At 35.4% G+C, this 20702-nt stretch carries 13 protein-coding genes and 1 pseudogene; 6 read left to right on the top strand and 8 right to left on the bottom strand.

Annotated elements, in window-relative coordinates:
- The 4 genes from JGH11_RS12790 to JGH11_RS12775 all read left to right on the top strand — a co-directional run.
- The coding region (locus tag JGH11_RS12790; RefSeq protein WP_236263983.1) for a hypothetical protein at positions 1-656 on the top strand (656 nt) is incomplete at its 5' end.
- Positions 653-1831 carry a glycosyltransferase gene (locus tag JGH11_RS12785; RefSeq protein ID WP_201112370.1) on the top strand — a complete coding sequence of 393 codons (1179 nt, stop codon included), beginning with the start codon at positions 653-655 and terminating at the stop codon, positions 1829-1831. The genes JGH11_RS12790 and JGH11_RS12785, both read left to right, overlap by 4 nt.
- Positions 1828-2883, top strand: coding sequence for a glycosyltransferase family 4 protein (locus JGH11_RS12780; RefSeq protein WP_201112368.1), 1056 nt, complete (start codon positions 1828-1830; stop codon positions 2881-2883). The genes JGH11_RS12785 and JGH11_RS12780 overlap by 4 nt, the downstream gene beginning before the upstream one ends.
- A complete protein-coding gene (locus JGH11_RS12775; RefSeq protein ID WP_201112367.1) occupies positions 2880-3902 on the top strand; it encodes a glycosyltransferase family 2 protein in 1023 nt (340 codons plus the stop codon). The genes JGH11_RS12780 and JGH11_RS12775 overlap by 4 nt, the downstream gene beginning before the upstream one ends.
- 53 nt (positions 3903-3955) lie before the next feature.
- Here JGH11_RS12775 and JGH11_RS12770 read toward each other — a convergent pair whose 3' ends face one another.
- The 6 genes from JGH11_RS12770 to JGH11_RS12745 all read right to left on the bottom strand — a co-directional run bounded on the left by JGH11_RS12770 (position 3956) and on the right by JGH11_RS12745 (position 12870).
- The gene (locus JGH11_RS12770) at positions 3956-5056 is read right to left on the bottom strand and encodes a right-handed parallel beta-helix repeat-containing protein (protein WP_201112365.1); all 1101 of its coding nucleotides are present in this window, start codon (positions 5054-5056) and stop codon (positions 3956-3958) included.
- A 28-nt stretch (positions 5057-5084) separates the two neighbouring features.
- Positions 5085-6116, bottom strand: coding sequence for a right-handed parallel beta-helix repeat-containing protein (locus JGH11_RS12765; RefSeq protein ID WP_201112363.1), 1032 nt, complete (start codon positions 6114-6116; stop codon positions 5085-5087).
- Positions 6117-6447: 331 nt separating this feature from the next.
- On the bottom strand, positions 6448-8787 hold the full coding sequence (gene ccsA, locus JGH11_RS12760) for a cytochrome c biogenesis protein CcsA (RefSeq protein WP_201112361.1): 2340 nt from the start codon (positions 8785-8787) through the stop codon (positions 6448-6450).
- Between the two features lie 144 nt (positions 8788-8931).
- Positions 8932-9858 carry a TIM barrel protein gene (locus JGH11_RS12755; protein WP_201112352.1) on the bottom strand — a complete coding sequence of 309 codons (927 nt, stop codon included), beginning with the start codon at positions 9856-9858 and terminating at the stop codon, positions 8932-8934.
- Positions 9859-9864: 6 nt separating this feature from the next.
- Complete coding sequence (locus tag JGH11_RS12750; RefSeq protein WP_201112350.1) at positions 9865-11247, bottom strand: Gfo/Idh/MocA family protein; 1383 nt, start codon at positions 11245-11247, stop codon at positions 9865-9867.
- Between the two features lie 27 nt (positions 11248-11274).
- Positions 11275-12870: an SUMF1/EgtB/PvdO family nonheme iron enzyme gene (locus JGH11_RS12745; RefSeq protein WP_201112348.1), complete on the bottom strand. Its 1596-nt coding sequence runs from the start codon at positions 12868-12870 to the stop codon at positions 11275-11277.
- A 691-nt stretch (positions 12871-13561) separates the two neighbouring features.
- Between JGH11_RS12745 and JGH11_RS12740 the strand changes: the two genes are divergently transcribed.
- Positions 13562-14560, top strand: coding sequence for an FAD:protein FMN transferase (locus JGH11_RS12740; RefSeq protein ID WP_201112339.1), 999 nt, complete (start codon positions 13562-13564; stop codon positions 14558-14560).
- 253 nt (positions 14561-14813) lie between these two features.
- Positions 14814-17222: pseudogene (locus JGH11_RS20250) on the top strand (DUF5686 family protein).
- A gap of 624 nt (positions 17223-17846) precedes the next feature.
- Here JGH11_RS20250 and JGH11_RS12725 read toward each other — a convergent pair.
- Positions 17847-18425: a hypothetical protein gene (locus JGH11_RS12725; protein WP_201112334.1), complete on the bottom strand. Its 579-nt coding sequence runs from the start codon at positions 18423-18425 to the stop codon at positions 17847-17849.
- A 645-nt stretch (positions 18426-19070) separates the two neighbouring features.
- Positions 19071-20702: hypothetical protein (locus JGH11_RS12720; protein WP_201112332.1), on the bottom strand; the 1632-nt coding region annotated here is incomplete at its 5' end.

Raw genomic sequence — 20702 nt, 5'->3', positions numbered from 1 at the left:
CTACAGAAAGTACCGAGCATATCAATAAGGTTTTTAATACCATATTTTTACTAAACTTTATTATAGTTTCTTTGCCCGTAATTATCCTTTCCAATACAATTAATCCATTTATTGTTTGGTGGTTAGGTCCGAAGTATTTGTTGGATACATCTACTGTGATTGTCATACTAATCAACCTTTATATTTTCGGCATGCGTATTTCAGCTCAAATATTTAAGGTAAAATCGGGAATATTCGTACAAGACAAATTCTCTCCGTTAATACAAGGATGTGTCAACCTTGTACTCTCTCTTATTTTTGTACAATTTTGGGGTATTACAGGAGTTTTATTCGCTTCAACTATAAGTGTATTGTCTATAGGGTTTTGGCAATTTCCGTTTCTTGTTTACAAATACACATTCAAAAAGCCGCTTAGATTTTATTTTATAAATTACGCAAAATATACTGTGATAGCACTCATTGCGTGGATGACAACTTATTGCCTGTGTCATTATCTGTTAATAGACAACTCCTTGTTGGATATTGTTCTCAAAAGTATTGTCTCTTTAATTGTTCCTACAGGGCTATATTATATATCGTTTTGCAGGACAGATGAAATGCGTAATCTTTTGTTCACTTATATTAAACCAATGTTGCTTAAGATATTTAAACGATGAAAAAACGGCTGTTCGTTGCTATACAATATATGGAGATAGGAGGAGTAGAACGTTCCTTGCTCGGCCTTTTGAATAGTTTCGACTATTCATGTTTCGACGTAGATCTTTTTGTTTATCGTCATTCGGGCGAACTGATGCAGTTCATACCTTCAGAAGTTAATCTATTACCTGAAATTGCCGCTTATACAACTCTTACACGTCCCATCACTCAGATTGTTCGTGAAGGCTATTGGAAGATTGCTTTGGGACGGCTAAAAGCTAAATATAAAGCAAGACAATTTGGAAAACGAAACAATCATGGAGAAAATTATTCGATCTATCAATATGTTGCAGATGCTACTACACCTTATTTGCCTTTAGTAAACGATGTTATTTACGATCTGGCAATAAGTTTCATAACACCACATAATATAGTAAGAGACAAAGTAAATGCAAAATGCAAGATAGCATGGATACATACCGATTATTCGAATATAGCAGTGGATGAGGCCTGCGAATTGAAATCGTGGGGCGCATATGATCATATTGCAGCTGTCTCAGAAGATGCTAAAAGAGCATTCGTTTCAAGGTTTCCTTCCTTGTCTGATAAGGTTATTGTTATAGAGAATATTCTTTCTGTAAATTTTGTTAGAGAACAGGCTTCTATGCAGAAACCGCAATTGGACGGAGAAATAAAGCTTCTGACAGTAGGACGGTTTTGCTATCCGAAAGCATTGGATCAGGCAGTACGTATTTGTGCCAAATTGCGAAAGAACGGTGTTCCTGTCAAATGGTATGCTATAGGTTATGGAGATGAAGAGGCAGTTCGCAATGCAATTGAAGAATGCGGAATGCACGATCATTTTATCATTCTGGGAAAGAAAACAAATCCCTATCCTTATATTGCGGCCTGCGATATTTATGTCCAGCCATCACGATATGAGGGTAAGGCGGTTACGGTACGAGAAGCACAGATTCTGGGTAAGCCGGTGGTAATAACAGCCTTCAATACTTCGGCCAGTCAATTGAGCGATGGTGTCGACGGACTTATTGTTCCTATGGATGTTGATGGTGCTGCATATGGGATACAATCTCTTATAGAAAATAAACAGTTACAAGAAGAGTTTCGCAAAAATATGGCAATTACAGACTATGGTAATTCCAAAGAAGTAGAACTTATATATAGTATGTTGTGAGATTATTGTACATAACAAATGGAATAACAGGAGTTGGAGGTCTGGAACGCGTACTCTCTGTAAAAGCATCATATCTGGCCGATAACTTAGGTTATGAAATTTGCATAATATCTCTTAATGAGAAAGGCGAAAAGCCATTTTATGAATTTAGTTCTAAAATAATTTTTCGTTCAGTAGAAGTAACAAAGAAGAAATATGAGTATTTCTTTGGTATACGCCGTATAATCAAAGAATTTCGTCCCGAAGTTATTTCTGTTTGTGATGATGGATTAAAGGGCTTTTTTGTGCCATTATGGATTGGGAGTAAAGCTAAGATTATTTACGAAAGACATGTTTCGAAAGAGATGGTTACACTTGGCAGAAAACCAAATCTAAAACAAAAAATGTCTTTTTTATTGATGGATATAGGGAGTCGGTTATTTGACAGATTTATTGTGCTTACAAATGACAACAAGCAACAATGGAAATCTAAAAACGTAACGGTAATACCTAATCCTCTCCCTTTTTATCCTGACTCGATTTTAAAATTAGATACTAAACGAATTGTCAGTATTGGAAAAATCTCTATTCAGAAAGGTTATGAGCGTTTAGCTGAAACATGGAATCTTATTGAGTATAAGTATCCGGGTTGGAGCATAGATATATATGGTTCGGTATCTGAAAACAGCAAATTGCCGGAGCTTATAAGAGGGGCTTCTATCCAGATACACGATCCGGTTAAACAGATACAAGACGTATACCTGACATCTTCTATTTATGTATTGCCTTCCCGATTTGAGGGTTTTGGGATGGTACTGATTGAAGCCATGTCGTGCGGAGTACCATGTGTGGCTTTCGATTGTCCCTGTGGCCCAAGAGATATTATAAAGAATGGCGTCGACGGTTTTTTAGTTGAAAATGGTAATATAGAACAATTTGCTAAACAGCTATCTGTATTGATTGAAGATGAAGAATTGCGTAAGGAAATGGGCCGAAATGCCCGTTGCAATGTACAGCGCTATAACGTGAGTGTCATTGCCGGTATGTGGGACAAACTATTCAAGAGTCTATGATAAGTATAATTGTACCTGTTTATAATGCAGAGTGCTGTTTGTCAGCCTGCTTAGATAGCTTATTGGGGCAAACCTATTGCAATATAGAAGTGATATGTGTCAATGATGGTTCACCAGATAAAAGCAATTCCATCCTTTCCGATTATTTGAAAAGAGACCAGCGTTTGAAAGTGATTACACAAGATAACAGAGGTATAGCTTCAGCGCGTAACCGGGCTATAAAGGAAGCACAAGGTGAATGGATTATGTTTGTTGATTCAGACGATTGGATAGAGCTCACTACATGTGAAAGAGCAATGAATCTGGCTAAAGATTCTAAGGTAGATGTCGTCCTTTGGGCATATACCCGCGAACTTGGGAATGGTAGGAATGCTCCACGTTTCCTGATGCAGAGAGATAAGTTGTTTGATGAGAAAAACATACAATTGTTACATCGTCAAATTATAGGCCCTATCGGAGACGAACTGAGGGATCCTACATTGCTTCATTCGTTAGGTACTGTATGGGGTAAGCTTTATTCGCGTGATGTAATCTTGGAATCCAGATTTGTGGATACAAAGATTATAGGCTCTGGTGAAGATGTATTATTTAATATAGAAGTGTTCACCCGTGTAAAAAGGGCATATTACATAAACGAAATTATGTATCATCACCGAAAGAGTAAAAAGTCATTTACAGGTGGGCATAACAAAAATCTGAACGAATGCTGGATAAATCTTTATTCGATGATATCGGATATTATCATAGCATACAATCTTCCTCCCGATTTTAATAAAGCTCTAAATAGTCGCATTGTACTGGGACTGATAGGGCAGGGGATAAATGAATGCAGGTCCCCTCGAAATATCCGAGGCAAAATAAGCATAATAAAACAGATAATAGTCCAAAAACAATATCGTTTGGCTATGCAAGACATATCACTCAAATATTTTCCTCCACATTGGTACCTTTTTTTCTGGGCAGCCAAAAATGGTAAGGCAAACATACTTTATGTACTTTTATCAATAATGAGTAGGTAGTATGCCATTCTTTTATAAAATCTATTATTTCAGTATTGAGTAAGATTTCTTTTTCAATAGCAAAATATATAATTGTCAGTTTCTTTAATATGCCCTGTTTGAGTAGAGCAATTTAGTACCCGCTGTTTAAATTCTATTTCATTCTTATTAGATCCTTCAAGAGGCATATATACATCGACCGAACCACTTACTGCAACTATATATGATTCCCATCCTTTTAGAGAGTTTCGCATCAGGCGAATTCTTTTAGGGTAAGCACCGACTATAATAGCCGAGTTGTCGAACGTGTTGTCTGTAGCTTCTATGTCAGTGGTATAGTGATTGGTGAAACACAAACCTTCGCCTTGGGTGTCTTTAAATTCGTTATGATGAATATTGACATATTCGACCCACGATTTCCAAGGATGCAGCGGGTCGGCCCAATCTGTTTCAGGCTCTAGGTCTATTCCACAGCCTGGCAACATACCGCCTATGTCGTAAATTTTATTGTATGCTATTTCTACATTGCTGGCATGTATAATACTTATTCCTTGCATGCTGCTATGAAAAATCTCACAATTGACAATTTTTACATTTTTATTCAATCGTTTCTCATTAGGTGCTATAAATCCATAACCGATCCACATGGCACTACCTCTGAAGTTCTCCATTTTTACACCATCTACAGTAACATTTTTCGAACAGTTTATTTCTATAGCGCATTCGGTTGCTTCGGTATTGTTTTCGGCATCATATTTATCTTTGTTTCCAACTAAATGCCCTCCTATGATAGTTACATTTTCCACTTCATCTATACGAATCAGTTTATGGACATTCTTACTACCGGGTTCAATATATAATTTAGCCTCTGTCAGATCTAGTGTGAAATTATTGGGGATGAATATTCCATTACCGTTGTCATATCCAGTAACACCTTCACTGGATATCAGATATTCGCCTTTGGTTAGTTTAACTATACTGTATCCTTCGTCTTTCGCTTGTTCTATAGCTCTATTTATTCCGTCTGTGGTTTGACGGGCATTTGTTTTACTCGCTGAGATTCCAAATTTAGAATTATTGATAACAAATGTGTCACTAGTTTGGGAATCATCGTTAGAACATGAAAATATAAGTACGGATAATAATAAGATTAAATGTATATATATAGTTTTCATCTGATTTGCTTCTTTAAAAATATTAAAATTAAGGGCAAGTAAAATTATTGGTTTTGGTGGAGTAGTCTGTTATTTTGTTGTTGCAAATGTTTTTCATATCGCCTTCAGTAGGTATACAATAGTCTTCACTCAAGCCATTTTCGCTACTTGCACTGATATAAATAGTACCTGTACCAGTAAGCGTATTTTTATAAATTCTTACTCTTTGGCAATGTATGCCGAATATACTTAGATTCTCAAAATGATTTTCATATACTTCTATATCACTTCCACCCCAAAGTCGCATTCCGCCATTACAATTTTCAATTGTATTGTTCCCTATTTTAACATTCTGCATGACACTTTTCCAGGCCGAATTGGGATTTATATCGATTGCATACTGATCTATGCCTCCTTTAATGTTATGGATTTTATTATCAGATATTTCGAGCCCTTTGTTCTCAATTGCATAAATGCCATGTTTTCCGCAATCGGAAATATCGCACCCGGTAACTTTTACGTTTTTAGAAGGGAATTTTCCATGAAATGACATATAAACATACGTCGTGAATATAATCCCACTACCTGTTACACTTTCTATTTTCACGTTTTCTATTTTTACGTTTCTTGATGCTATAACCTGAATTCCATATCCTTGTGAATGGCTCTTATTCGCATGTTGAGCTCGATCTCCAATGATATGGCCACCTCTGACTGTTGCATCTTCTGCATGATCTATCTGTATCAATGCATAATGAGGTTCGTTATTTGGTTCTACATACAATTTGGCCTCGCCTAGGTCGAGGGTCATATTAGTAGGTACAAATATTCCGTCAGTAGCATACCAGTCGCTCTCATTAACACAATATATTAAATAATCACCTTTAGTTAGTTTTACTGTATTATATCCTTCTGATTTAGCCTTTGTTATAGCTTTGTTAATACCGTCTGTGGTTGCTTTAGCATTCGTTTTTTCTGCACTGATACCAAAGACTTTGTTGTCTATTACATATACTTTTTCAAAAAGAATATCTGCATCTCTATCTTCATTTTTTGCACACGAAGATAGAAATAGGCACATAATTAGTATGAGTTTACTATAATACATTGTCATTGTGAGTTCTATATTGTTGGTAAATTAATAATTCAAAATATGTAGTCTCGCAATGCGCAGTTTTTTGGACGGATTGTTAAATTTAACGATATTTTTTCATAAAACAAAAAAAGATTCACTTTTTATATATTCAAAAATTTCTTCCTACATGGTAACGAAGTATTCCTTTTATAAAAAGTATAGTAAAGAGGGGGGATATCATACTTATTAAAAATCAGTCACAGTACATAGTTTAGCTGTATCAGATTCTAAAATATGATCACAATTACTTTGGCTAGACAACAGGCTTATTACTATTTCATCCATACGAATGCATACCGCTTAGTAAATAATTTACTCCGAAATATGTCATAAGTACAGATGCAAAAGCTATGATAGAAAAGAGATTGAAATGCCATGGAGTATTCCACTTCTTTACTAATCTCAAATGAGTTACTACTGTATAGACAATAATGGTTATCAAAGCCCATGTCTCTTTTGGGTCCCAACCCCAATACCTACCCCACGATTCGTTAGCCCATATAGCTCCCAGAAAAGTACCTATTGTCATCAAAGCAAGACCTATCCATAGCGACATTTCATTCACAATGCTCAATTCTTCCACATGATTCTTTATCACGAGTGTCTTATTCTTCTTATAGAATGATAACACAGAAAGGTTTGTAGCCCCTAAAAGAAAGCTCAATCCGAAGAAACCGTATGCGGCAACAATAACAGCCACATGAAACATTAGCCATGGCGATTTAAGTACAGGAACCAATGTCCCTATTTGCGGATCCATCCAGTTGAGACCCGAAACAAAGAGTATTACGCCACCAAATAAAGTTGATAAAGCGCAAATAATTGTGTTTTGGCGGACAAATATTAGTCCCGCTAAGACCGATATAGAAGATACGTAAATCATAGTCTCATATGAATTGCTCCATGGAGCATATCCGCCTATATACCAACGCATACCAATGCCTGATAGATGGAATAGAAAGCATATACAAATAAAACTTAGTAGTATGCGTGTAATCCATACGATGTATTTTTGTTTTTTGAAAAGAGAAATAAATGATACTGCTAATAATAAACCACCTAATATCAGATAAAATTTTTTACAAAGGCGAAATATGTCTAGTTTGTTATATATAAGTTCTGTATTTATTTTTTTTGAACTAACTCCCAACGTTGTATTTCTCTCCTGTTGGTAGATGTTTATTGCACGTAACGTTTCATAGGCTTTTTCCCAATCGTCTGTTTTTATACCATCCTGTATATTAATCAGATATTGAGGGAAAATGGATGAGACAAACAGAGAGTCTTTTTTTGAAAAAGAGTTCAAGTCATCAGCTGGAGAGTACCACTTATGATTATGATCATCAGCTTTGGGAAATATATTCAGCATTTTGTAATTAATTAGCTGATGAAATATATTGATCTTTTCGTCCAGTTTTATAAGGTCTTTGTCAAATTTATTACGTTCAGATGGTGATTTACCATAGCTCTGATCTAATATTTTTTGTAATTTATAATTTCCTTTATCATCAAATAATTCGATGTAGGCGCATGCATTCTCAGACAGGGTGAAACGAGAAGATATTTCTTTATTTTTTTGAGTAATAAATGGTATATGCATCCACATCTCAGATAAAGTAAGCATACTCAAAAGAAACTGGTCGGAATTCATATTTCCTATTGTTTCGGAATGATGCAATTTGCGTAAAATTTCCGATGAAAAAGTGTTTATAGGTTCTATACGTCCATCAGTCGATTGTATAGGTAATGCTCCGAATAGGGCTGCATGTTCTTTATCAATGCTATTTTTCTGAACAGCCTCGAATATATTGGTCGCTTTGTTTTGTGCATTTGAGAACAAAGGCGTAAGGATGAGGATACAGATAATTGCAGTTGTCTTGAATAAGGCCTTTAGTTCTTTCAAACGCTTCGATAATTGATGAAATCTTGTGTTTTTTCCGATGAAGCATAAAATAAAACCTATGAGTAAAAGTGCATAACCTGTATATGTAACATTACGTCCTGCTACATCTTTATTCACCGATAATATTGTTCCTTTCTCATCTTTGTCGTACGAAGCCTGAAAAAGGCGATATCCTTCTATATCGATAATATTATTCATTGATATCTTTCTTTCTACCGATTTGCCGTCCAGGTGTATTATTAAATCACTTTCAAATGAAGAAGGGCTTGAAGAGCCCGGATAACGGGTTAATGTGAATTTCTTCAGTTCTAGTTTGAATGGTAGATCTTTTTGTATTTTACTCTTATTTGTTTCTATTATCATCCGATTACTAGTTCCATTTTCACGAAGATGGATAACTCCTTCCTCACTGAAAATATGTGTAATCATAGCTCCTGTAAGAACTACAACAAATGCCAGATGGACGACTATAAAACCCCATTTCCCTTTGCTGAAAAGTCGATGTTTGAGTGAGGAACCGATGAAATTTACAATAAGAAATATTTGTACCAAGAAGAATAGAGGGGAGTAATAGACTATTGTCTTTGATGCAGCCGTACCCATATATTTTTCAATAAGGGTAGCCATAGCCATAATAAATGCGTAAATGAGAAGAAGCACAATAGTGGTTCTGTAGGAAGATATTATTGACTCTGTTTTTGATTTTATATCCATCTATTTCAGTATGTTATATATTTCGAATGTCATCGGTTTCGTTATATTGAACGGAGTGAGATATCTCTGTTTATAAAGATACCCCACTCCGTTTAAAAGAAAAATGTTCTACCGTTTGTTTTTAATATGCTTAATTTTTCTCATTTATGCTTTCTCCCATTGCTCACGTAGCAATTTTACGGAGTCGGGAACTACTATATTACGATCACCTTGGCAACCACATTCATAACTTACATATTTGTCATAACCGAGCATTTTCAATGCCTTAAACCCATTTATATAGTTATCGGCATCTCCGTCTTCGCCCGGCATACTGCGGCGTTTACGGCTGGCTACATGTACATGCTGTAAATATTCTCCGGCAGAAAGGAATGCGGCCATATCGTTAGTTTCTTCGGCTGTCATATGCCAAAAATCTCCCATACAGCGTATTCCTGCATTGTTGATATCGCGGCAAATAGATGCAGCATCGCCAACTTGTCGTAAATAAAAAGCTTCGCTACGGTTCAATGGTTCAAATATGACTGTAGTACCATGTTGTATGGCATAATTTCCCATTTCGGTAAATTGTTCACACAGGAAATTTCTTGTTTCCATCGTATGAGGAAGTACAGGTACTTGATTGTTAAATGCAGGAACGATGATAACTCCTGTAGAGCCAAGTTCTCCGGCTGCAGCAATAATTTCTTTCATCGTATCCATACATTCCTTACGGATAGCTGGATCGGTAGAAAGAATAAAGCCTTTGAATCCGGCACAGATCGCACTAACTTTTATATTACGTCCGCTTAATGCTTTTTTTATTTCATCTACGCGTCCGGCAAGTCCGCCGCCCCACGGTTCAAAACCGACAATACCGAGTTTTTCCATATAGTCCAGCTTCTCATTCAGGTTTTCGCCCGGAGCGATACCTTCCTGAAAGGAGAGATTAAGCTTTACTTCCGGCTTGGCTTCGGCAGTGTCTTTCTTTTCGGTTTTAGGGGTACATGCAGCTATCGCAGTGCCGCCTATAGCTACAAGTGCGGCACCTGATAACGATGTTTTTATAAAATCTCTTCTATCTTGACTCATAAGTTCTTATTTTTTGCTACCTGGTACTTGTACAACATATGTACTCATATCCATTTTGCCCATATTCAGATCTTTTGGTGTGTAATCGAGCGGAGAGGCGGTCATTTCTTCCCAAGTCACTTTTGCCCCACTATATGCCGATTCACGACCCATTATAGCAGCCATATTCGATACAGCTGTTTCGGAAGCTTGTTCGATAGGTTTGTTACTACGGATACAGTTTACCAGATTTACGTGTTCCAATACATACGGATTTGTTTGCTTAAATGTGGTCTTTTCAGCTTCAGCATCAAATTTCCATACTACATTTCCTGCCAAATCTTTTATTACAGTTTCACCATCAGCTGTCGACCACGAACCGTTTGTTCCTTGTATAAATTCGCTTACATTATTTGCACAACCATCTATTTGACGACACATACTATGAAGGTGAATGCCATTTTCCATAACGAAGTCGATACTGAAATTATCATATTGGTCTCCAGTCAGGCGGCGTTGACGTGAACCAAATCCTACCGCGGTAGCAGGTTTAAGTCCACTAAACCATGTAAAAACATCAATGTTGTGAACATGCTGTTCTACGATATGGTCACCTGAAAGCCATTTCCAGTTTACCCAGTCTTTGATCATCCATTCGCAATCGCTCCAGTTTTTCTGGCGTTCATTATACCAAAGCATAGATTGATTCCAATAAACTACTCCTCCGGTAATTTCACCTATAGCGCCTTCCATTATTTTCTTGTAAGACTCTACATAATTGCGTTGATGATGACGTTGTGTACCGGTTATTACACAAAGATTTTTAGCTTTAGCTTGTTTTGCAGCAACCATAATTGTACGATATCCTACAGGATCTACGCAAATAGGTTTTTCAAGGAAAGAGTGTTTGCTCTTCTCTGTTGCATATTGGAAATGTAACGGGCGAAATACAGGTGGCGTTGCAATAAGTACCACATCTACTCCGCTGTCTATTACTTGTTTGTAAGCATCGAATCCTACAAAACGCATTTCTTTAGGTATATCTATATTTTTGTCGTTCTTTAGTTTATCCGCCAGACTGTTTACTCTGTCTTCAAATACATCGCCTAAAGCTACAATCGTAACTCCATTTGCCGCATTAAGAAAATCGAAGGCTGCACCCGAACCGCGTCCGCCACATCCTATAACACCCGCTTTAAGCTCCTTACCATCAGAGGCCATGTCTACCAGATCGGGAATGTAATATGTTCCCGCTTCTTTAAGAGGTTTCATTTTTGCATCTTTACCGCTTCCTCCGGCACAAGATGTTAGTACACTTGTTGCTCCACCTGCACCTACTACTCCTAAGGCGCCTGCCATTGCAGAACTCTTCAAGAAAGATCTTCTGCTAATTTGATTTGCTTTTTTCATTGGTAAATTTATTTTGAATATTTTAGGTTAAATACTTGTTTGATTTTGTTCACAGACTACACGGAAGCCAATTCCTTTTATGTCGGAATACCACCAGATACTTTTAGGCTGCTGAGGGTCTGTTTTTAGCCAGGCATCGTGACGTGTATAATCGCGTGTTGCACATCGTAGGTCGGCTGCATCAGATGTATAGTTTCCACCACGTACGACCCATTCTGTACCTTCTGTAACTAATGGATCGGTAACATTTGCACCTCCTTTAGTATAGGCCTGCGGATCATATTTATCGGCACAGTATTCCATTACGTTACCAAGCATATTTTTTAGTCCGAATGGATTTGCCTTTACGGCCGAGGGCTCTTGCGATCTGTTACGACTATTTTTCTTATATATTATATAAGAAGAAATAACATCGGTATCGGCATCGAAGAATTTACGCCAGAATCCTTCATCAGAAAAGTCTTTTGGATTTCCTGCAAAGAAGTATGGGGTTTCTGTGCCTCCACGTGCTGCATATTCCCATTCGGCTTCGGTAGGAAGACGGTATTTTTTTCCTGTTTTCTTGGAGAGCCATTGGCAAAATGTCTCTGCTGCATAGTGGGTCATTGTTATTGCTGGTCGATCACCGCCACCCCATCCCTGATCGGGAAAACCAAACGGAGGTGTGGGGCCTGATATAGCGTCTACATTCGGGTTGCTATTATTCGCGAATACCATTTCGGGAGGAGTGCGTCCTTCACTCATCGTACTTGCGTAGAATGCCCAATACAGATCCCATGTGATTTCTACCTCAGCCATGAAAAACGGGCTGACAGTTACATTACGGATAGGGGCTTCATCTTCTTTGTGAAATGCCTCTTTAGGATCGCTACCCATTTTAAAAGTACCTCCGGGTATCGCCACCATATTTAGAGTAAGAGGGGTTCCCGGTATCTGTTCTGTGAAATTTTCGAATCGGGTAACTTCTGTAGCTGTTTTAAAATAAGCACTGGTGTCTGCCGCAGCTTTACCGGTAGCTCCGGGTACAGTTGTTAGTTTGGTGTGCTTATAATTGGGATTGTAATGTCCGGCGTCGAGGTGACAACTGATACATTGAAGGTTGAGCTTTTCTTCATTTTCTTCGTAATACAGGTGGGCTGTAACTGCATCGTCGCTAACTCCTTCGGGAAATAAGTTGTAGTGGCATTCTTTACACGATTCGTTTGGAATATAGGTAACGGCATAATCTAGTTCTGACATTCTTTCCCAGTCAAAATCGGTGCTGTCTTTTGTCAGGTATCCCCACACATCTCTTATTCCTAGTTTAGCTTTAGCTGTATAATGATCCCATGTGTGACTCTTGGGCGGTAAATGACAATCTACACAGTGTACTTTTACACCACTGCTATTATTCATGTGCTTTGATAGTTTCCAACTGTCTTCTACATGCGGGTGCACATGGCATATCATACATGACTCATCTGTCGAAAAATAAACTGATGTTTGATATAGAGAGCCTGCAAGGATTATTCCGAGGGTTAGCCCTAATAGGAGGAAAAAGGATTTACGTTTAAAAAAACTTTTCTTTTGTCCTCTACTGGCAGAGGTACTTGATTTTTTAAACCTAAAAAAACTTTTTTTCATAATGTCGAATTCTTGAATTTAGCTAATCGTTATAATAAATATATATTTAAAAATTTCTATATAATAGCAATGTGAACAACTTGGCGCAAAGTTATACTCTTTTGTCAAAAATGACGGTTCTTATAAACTAAAAACAAAGGCAAATATTGATGTGACTGATTAGCTTGTAAATGGCATGGGCTAGAACTAAAATAAAGATTATTATTACATGCATCATATTCTTTCTTCGAAAGAGGAGAGAACTTGTTTAATGTTGTTTTATTTCTTAATTCTGAAAGTATCACAATCGGGCGTTTAAATATATGCTTTTTGGAATTTTTAGTATAAGGCTACTATATTTATACAAATAACGGTAATTTTATTAATAAAACCATCATTTTTCTTGAAAAATAGTGGTTTTACTATAAGTTAAATTTTAAGAAAATAAATGGCGTTTATGTATTTAGTGCTTTTATCGATATTTGTGATGTTTTTCTTTTTGAAATATATTGTTTATTAGGGTCTTATATTATGCTTATTTTTTGGCTATTCTAAGGAGTGGATTGTTTAACAAATGAATTATAACGCTCGGTGAATAGAAATTAATATTGATCTTTATTATGGGGATAATTAATGGTCAATATACCTAATGTTTAAAGTATTGTTATCTATCTTTGTCTATCTGTTTAACGAATGAAGCCCACTATAAATTATGCGTTATATATACCTGTTTTTAGCTAGCCTTTTTTTATTAACTGCTTGTAAAGGCAATCAAAAAAAAGAGAATACTTACATTGAGGAGCATGGAGAAATATTTCATACTACATATTCTGTGAAATATGAATATTCTCATTCATTGAAATTGGAGATCGAGGCAGAGTTGAAGCGATTCGATGATTCTCTAAATCCATTTAAAAGTACGTCGATAATATCGAAAGTGAATAATAACGAAGATGTTGTATTGGATACCCTGTTTACAAACGTATTTAATCGGGCAGAGGAGGTGTCTCAGATATCGGACGGGCTGTTTGATATAACTATTTCGCCGCTTATAAATGCTTGGGGATTCGGTTTTAAGAATATGAATAATGTGACACCCCGAATGATAGATAGCTTGAAACAGAAAACAGGCTATCGCAAAATAAGCTTGCAAGGAGGAAAAATTGAAAAAACGGATGAAAGCATTCAAATTAATACTTCTGCTATTGCTAAAGGTTATTCGTCAGATGTAATAGCAAAGCTTTTGGAATCTTATGGAATACAAAATTATATGGTAGAAATAGGAGGGGAGGTTGTAGCAAAGGGAGTAAGCCCTAAAGGGAAATGCTGGCAAATAGGAATCAGCACGCCACTGGGTAAAGATATTTATGATTATGATAAGTTGCAGACAATCGTAAGGTTATGCAACAAATCTATGGCTACATCCGGAAATTACCGAAATTATTATATAAAGGACGGTAGAAAATATGCACATACTATAAATCCGAAGACAGGTTATCCGTCCGAAAATAATACGCTTAGTGCTACTGTTATTGCAAACGATTGTATGTCGGCCGATGCTTTTGCTACAGTATTTATGTTAGCCGATACTTTATTAATCAGAGATATTGCAGAGAAAGAAAATTTATCTTATTTACTGATAATGGGAGCAAAGGATAGTTCACACATTATAGTTAAATCAAAGGACTTCGATGACTATATTGTGAAATAGGCTTCTTTACATTTTCTATTTTTATATTGGGGTATTCTATTGTGAGATCGCCTCTATCTCTTTTGGAGTGGAATCAATCATTTTGGAGACTATTTACTAAACAGAATAGATTAAATAATTTGATGTGAAAGAATCTTTATTTCCGATTTGTTTCATCCCAATTGTTTATCTTTGCATCCTCTTAAGATAAGGGATCTCATTTATAAATTATGTTCATTTTTAGATCGGAGGAGGGCATCCACTTACAAGTCAGATGATAAAATATTATTTGGTGAGTTTGGTTGCCTTGTTATTATCGGTTAGCAGTTCTTCTGCTCAAAACTTCAAAGGGCAATTACTTGATCCATCGGATAAACCGTTGGCCGGCGCCACTGTGTATATAAAAGAAGCAAAGCAAGGAGTGGTGAGCGATGCTGACGGACAATTTCAAACTATATTAGATGGCGGAGTATATACTGTCGAATATAAGCATCCGGAATACAAAACTATAAAGAAAACAATATCAATAGATTCCTCGGCAGTACTTACAGATACACTTATTTTGGAGAAAAAAACATTGTTTTTTGACGAAACAGAAGTAAAGAACGATACGATAGCTTCTCATATAATAAAGAGTGTAATGGATAAGGCTTCTTTTTATATGCAGATTATTCCCGATTATAAAGCAGCCTCATATATAAAAGGAGATATGAAAATAAGTGAGGTGTCTTCTATAACAGATTTAGCGACATATAAAGTAGAAAAGGTTCATTTGTCGAAATATAAAGACAAGCCATTTTATCAAGAGATCTATAATAAAATAGATTACTTTCGTCCTGATAAATATAAGTTGACAATAAGAGGGTATTCAGGGAATATACCGGACGATTTTAACTTTAAAGGAATTATTAATTCTTTAGGCGGTAATATTTATAGTCATCGGTTCAATGGATTTATTTCACCTGTTAATCCTGATGGTTTCTCTTATTATAGATATAAGTACGAAGGCTTTTATATAGAACATGAAAAGATTTTACATAAAATAAAAGTAGAATCGAAAGTAAAGGATCCCGAGTTGCTCAATGGTTATCTATATATTATGGATGAGGGGCGTTATATTGTCTATTCACAATTGATGAGTAATACGCAAGGTATGATGCGTTCTACGCTTATTGCATATGGAGAAATGGAGCCCGCCGTTTATTTACCTCTTACATATTATACTAATATTGATTTCAATTTGTTGGGAACAAGGGGGGATATAGCTTATTATACTTCATTGAAATATAAAACAATATCAGAAAATAAAACATCTTCAAATGTATCCTCTATATATAAAGGCAACGAACAGATTGCGACCCAAGTTATCGTTGAGCCTACTGCATACAGGCGAGATGTTGCATACTGGGATCGGGTAAGAACAAATCCCCTCAGACTATTAACATCGGAAGGAGATACCATTAGCGAGCCTATCCGCTTTGAGAAAAAGAAATATCATCCTGGTAATTTTTGGTTTGGTAAAATTGTATTAGGGGGATATATTCATGGAAGTGATACTAGTAAATGGTCTTTGAAATATAGCGGAGTCAAGGAAGTATTTAAGGATTATAACTACGTAGACGGGTTTTGGATTGGCGAAAAGTTTGAGATAAAGTCAAAATTGTCTGGTAATAGGACTCTAAATATTACGCCTCATATATATTATGTAACGGCTCGTCATAGAGCTATAGGATGGAGTGATGCAGTATTTAATTATGCACCGGATAGGTAAGGACAATTGGCTTTTTCGTTTGGTTCCCGGTCCGAAGATTTTAATAGTTTGACGGTTACCAGATATCAAAACTATTTTATGTCTTTGTTCTTTGGAGAAAATTACAACTTTCTATATCAGAAAGATTATGCTACACTTAGCCATGGTATAAATGTGAATAAACGCTTACGATTGGGTGCAGTTTTGGGGGTTGCTCGAAGGTCTGGTTTGTCGAATAATACAGACTTTACTGTTTTTAGAAAAAGCCATATTAAGCCTAATATTTATCCGGAAGGACGTTTTGATAAAACATTTTACACCTTGAGCCTTTCATATTCTCCTTTTTCCGATTTTCCCTTAGCCGATGGTGTTAAAACCTTCGATAGGCGGAGATATCCTCTCTTTCATCTCGAATATGAGGAAGGATTCTCTTCTTGGCAGACTAATAATTCGAAATATAGGAAAATCAAAGGAGGTGTTATGCATAATATCAGGATCAATTATTTCAATAAATTGGATTATAAGATAGAGGTTGGTTCCTTCTTAGGAGCTAAGGATGATATGCATTTTGCCGATTATCAGCATTTTGGAGCATCTGATCTACTCGTAAACCTAAATTCTCTGTACGATTCATTTCTTTTAGCAGATAATTACGAATTACAAACGAATAGATATTGGGTAAATCTTTCTCTAAATTATTCAGGGCGATATGTTTTATTTAAAAGATTGTCTTTTCTTCAAGGAAATTCATTTTCAGAGAATCTACATTTCCGCACTCTTTATATACCCGATATTGAAATGTATTCTGAACTTGGTTATTCTGTTGGGCTGACACGGTCTATTGGAATCGGTTCTTTTGTGTCATTTCGCAATGTACGATACAGAAGCTTTGGCATACGCTTTTCATTGAATCTTAGTTCGCTGGCTTTCTAACAAATCTTTTTATTTTTCTATGCCTCATATTCCTGTTGATGGAGTATGAAAATTTGACTAAATCCTTCAAATATTTGATTCAGGGAGTCCATAAATAAATTATTTATAATTTGTTTAAACTTATATATAGCCTATTGTGATTAAGAAAATTATCTGTCACTACCTTCACAAGCAATTACCAGAAATTGAAGACAAAATTTAGTATAGTTGAATTCCCTAATCACAATGAATGCTATATATATTAGATGCTAACTATTTCAAAATAGCTAGAAATGCTTTATTATTTATAATAGTAAACACTATGGATATATCAAGTTATTTGTCAGTTTGCTATTCTTCTTTATATCAATCTTTCGTTAGTACATTGTTGTATCTATTTATCCTATATAGATGTAAACTCAATTGCTTTTGGCTAGTTTGCATTTTTATAAGATGGTCATAAAAGAACGAGTCTTTGTTTACGACCAAATTTTATTTTTCGTTTATTTTGTGTATAACTAAAATGTCTTTAATCTGCTTATAATTTATACTTACGCTATCTAGTACCTATTTTTCCAACTACTTGTCTAAAGTATGGTTTTAAAAGATTGTAATCTTCAAGTTGTCTAATACATTGTGTCCACCTTACTTTGTTTTATTATGATTGGCAAGGTTAGAAAAAGAACTATTATTCTTCAGAGCTAAATGAAAGAATTTGTATAATTCAGTTTTTTTATATCCTTCTTCTAGGAGGAAGAATAACTCTCTTATTTTACATTCATGCAAAGAAAAACATTTAATATTTTCTTCAATATATATTTCGAGAGTAGACAAAAATATCGCTATATTTTTGTTAATTGTTAAATAGTTAAGGGTTGTATCTGTATCAGGTGTCTGATAATTAAATAGCTTGATGGTTGTACACTGATATGTAAGTACACTAGCTGGAATCTGCATTAAGAATAATTCGCTGTCTTCCATCGCTTCTATATAAAAATCACGATCTGAAGGAATCAGTATCATATCATCTTTCTCTATAGTTTCATTACTATATTGTTCGAAAGAGACGTTTAGACTTCCCTTTAAAATAAAAACTATTTCATATTCCTTAGGTTTTAATTTCCAGAATTCACCCTTTTTAAACTGTATTTTATTAACTATTTCTTTTTCATCATCAAAATAATGAATACAATTGAGGCACTCGTTATTACAATAAATAGACATGTGTGTATCTGTTAAAGAATATATAATGAATCTCTAATTAGTTTGTAAAAGTATTATAGCACATATATAAATGGCTATGTTACAATTAATTTATTTTTATCAGAAGATACTTTCTCTCTTTTTTTAGACTGAAGCTAATTCAATATAAGTAAGAGAATTTTATCGTTCTTATTAACAAACAACTTTACCCGATTTAATGTTCTCAGAATTATTTTTCTTGTGTGAAAAAAAACAAAAATAATACAGAAAATATGTAATACTGGTCGTTATGGGCTATATCTTATTTATATAAAATAATTATAGGCTACATGAAATTCTAAATGAAAGTTGGTTAATTAAATTTTATCTCCAAATACAAAAATAAGTTTTAATATGTAAATCTACCCTTTTTTTATAATTAAATGATTCGTTAGTAAACGATTTGCTATTTTAGCATATTCGTCTTTAATTCGTTTTCAGATGTCTCTTTGAATTTATATATAGTAATAATATGTTATGTGCAATCGTTTCTTACTCTAATTATTTTAAAATATGCAGGGTTAATTTTAAATTAACCCTGCTATTGTCAGCTAATAATCGGTCCTTTTGTTTTCTCTTTATAAGAGTACGTCGTTTTGTTAATTTTTTGACAATCTAGCCGTAGGTTTACTTCACGGTTACATCAATATAGCATAATTTACCATCTATAGTAACAGGTACTTTTATTGTACCAGTTTTGGTTGGGCATCCTTTGATGTATACTTTGAAATTACCACCAGGTGTAGTTATATACTGTGCTGGTATGTAAGCATAAATGCCATCAACTTTCGAACCTGTAGAGCAGCAAATCAGCTTTTTACCGCAAGATAGGCTATATGGAATGTATACTGTGTTACAAATAGATTTCTTATAGTATCCAGAAGTAGAACCTGCTCGATCGCAATGTAGTGTTAAGTCTCCTGATTTGGCTACATTTACATTTATATAGCAAGTTTTTCCATCTATTGTAATAGGCAGTCTTATTGTTCCCACTTTAGTAGGTTTTCCTTTAACATATATCTGAATACTACCTGAAGGAGCTTTTATTGTTTGAGCTGGAACTTCTACATAAATACCGCTTATAGTAGAGCTAACCCATCTTGAGATAGATTTAGAACCATAATTTAGAGTATAGTCAATATAACTAGCTTCACTTATTGTTGCGCCACAAAGTATAGGTTTACATACTGTAAGTGTATTGTTGTTACATATAAGTTCGAAGATTTGAACAGCTGGATCTACTGTTACAGTAAATGAGCAAAAACCAGGAATCTTGAATGTAGCTTTACCCGATGTTGTAGGGGTGCCGGTGATAGTTCCCGTAACTTTACCCGAAGGAGAAGTTATCTTTTGATAGCTTAGATTAAGGACAAGACCTTCCACACCTTCGCTTGCTATGTTGTTTATCGCATTGAACTCATAAGAGGTACAGCCTGATAATGTATAGTTGATAGATACTGTTGAGTTTGCAGCTGCGTTTTGTGTAAATTTAGCTGGGTTGATAATCGGGTTAGCACAATCTAGTGCAAAGTTACATGTAGATGGTTTTGTTACATTGATAACCCATGCGCAAGAAGCTTCGACGTTTGAAATTTGGTCTAACTTAATATCATATTTTCCTTCTTTCGCATCGCTTGCAACGCTAACAGTTACAGGAATGTTTTTTGTTCCGGAAGAAACTGCCATAGGATCTCCTGTATACGATACAGTTATTTTTCCATCATCAGATTTGCCTAAAAGTCGGCCCGAAGTTAGTAATATCGGTTTGCCTGTTACAGTAAGGCTTACTACATTAGGGTATAACTGAGAGAAGCCTGGAGTTGCTTCTACAGTTGTTGTCGGGCAAGAGAACTTACCGTCTGCATTAGGCTTCTTTTCTACAGATAATTGATAATTATATTTTACACCGTTTTCGATCAAAGTTATAGTTGTTTTGAATGGACCTACAACTGCCGGGTCGGCATAGGCTGTAATTTCATAATAACCCTGACCTCCACTTGCATATGAAGGAACGAATGTACCACCATTGACACTGAATGATAATCCGGAAGGAGTTGTTTCCATTACCCAGTTTCCACTAGATAATATATAAAATGTATATGTATCTCCTGAATATATTGTACTGATTAGTTTGGCCGGTTGATCACCAGGAATTTGCTCTATGTATTCAAGGTTTTGGTTAAATAAAATGACTTCAGCTTTGGCAGACTCTATTCCTACAAATGAGAGTATACCCAGTAGAAGTAAGGAGTATATATT

This window comes from Dysgonomonas sp. Marseille-P4677 (genome assembly GCF_016652235.1).
Lineage (GTDB): Bacteria > Bacteroidota > Bacteroidia > Bacteroidales > Dysgonomonadaceae > Dysgonomonas.
This window is presented reverse-complemented; position numbering and strand designations above follow the sequence as displayed.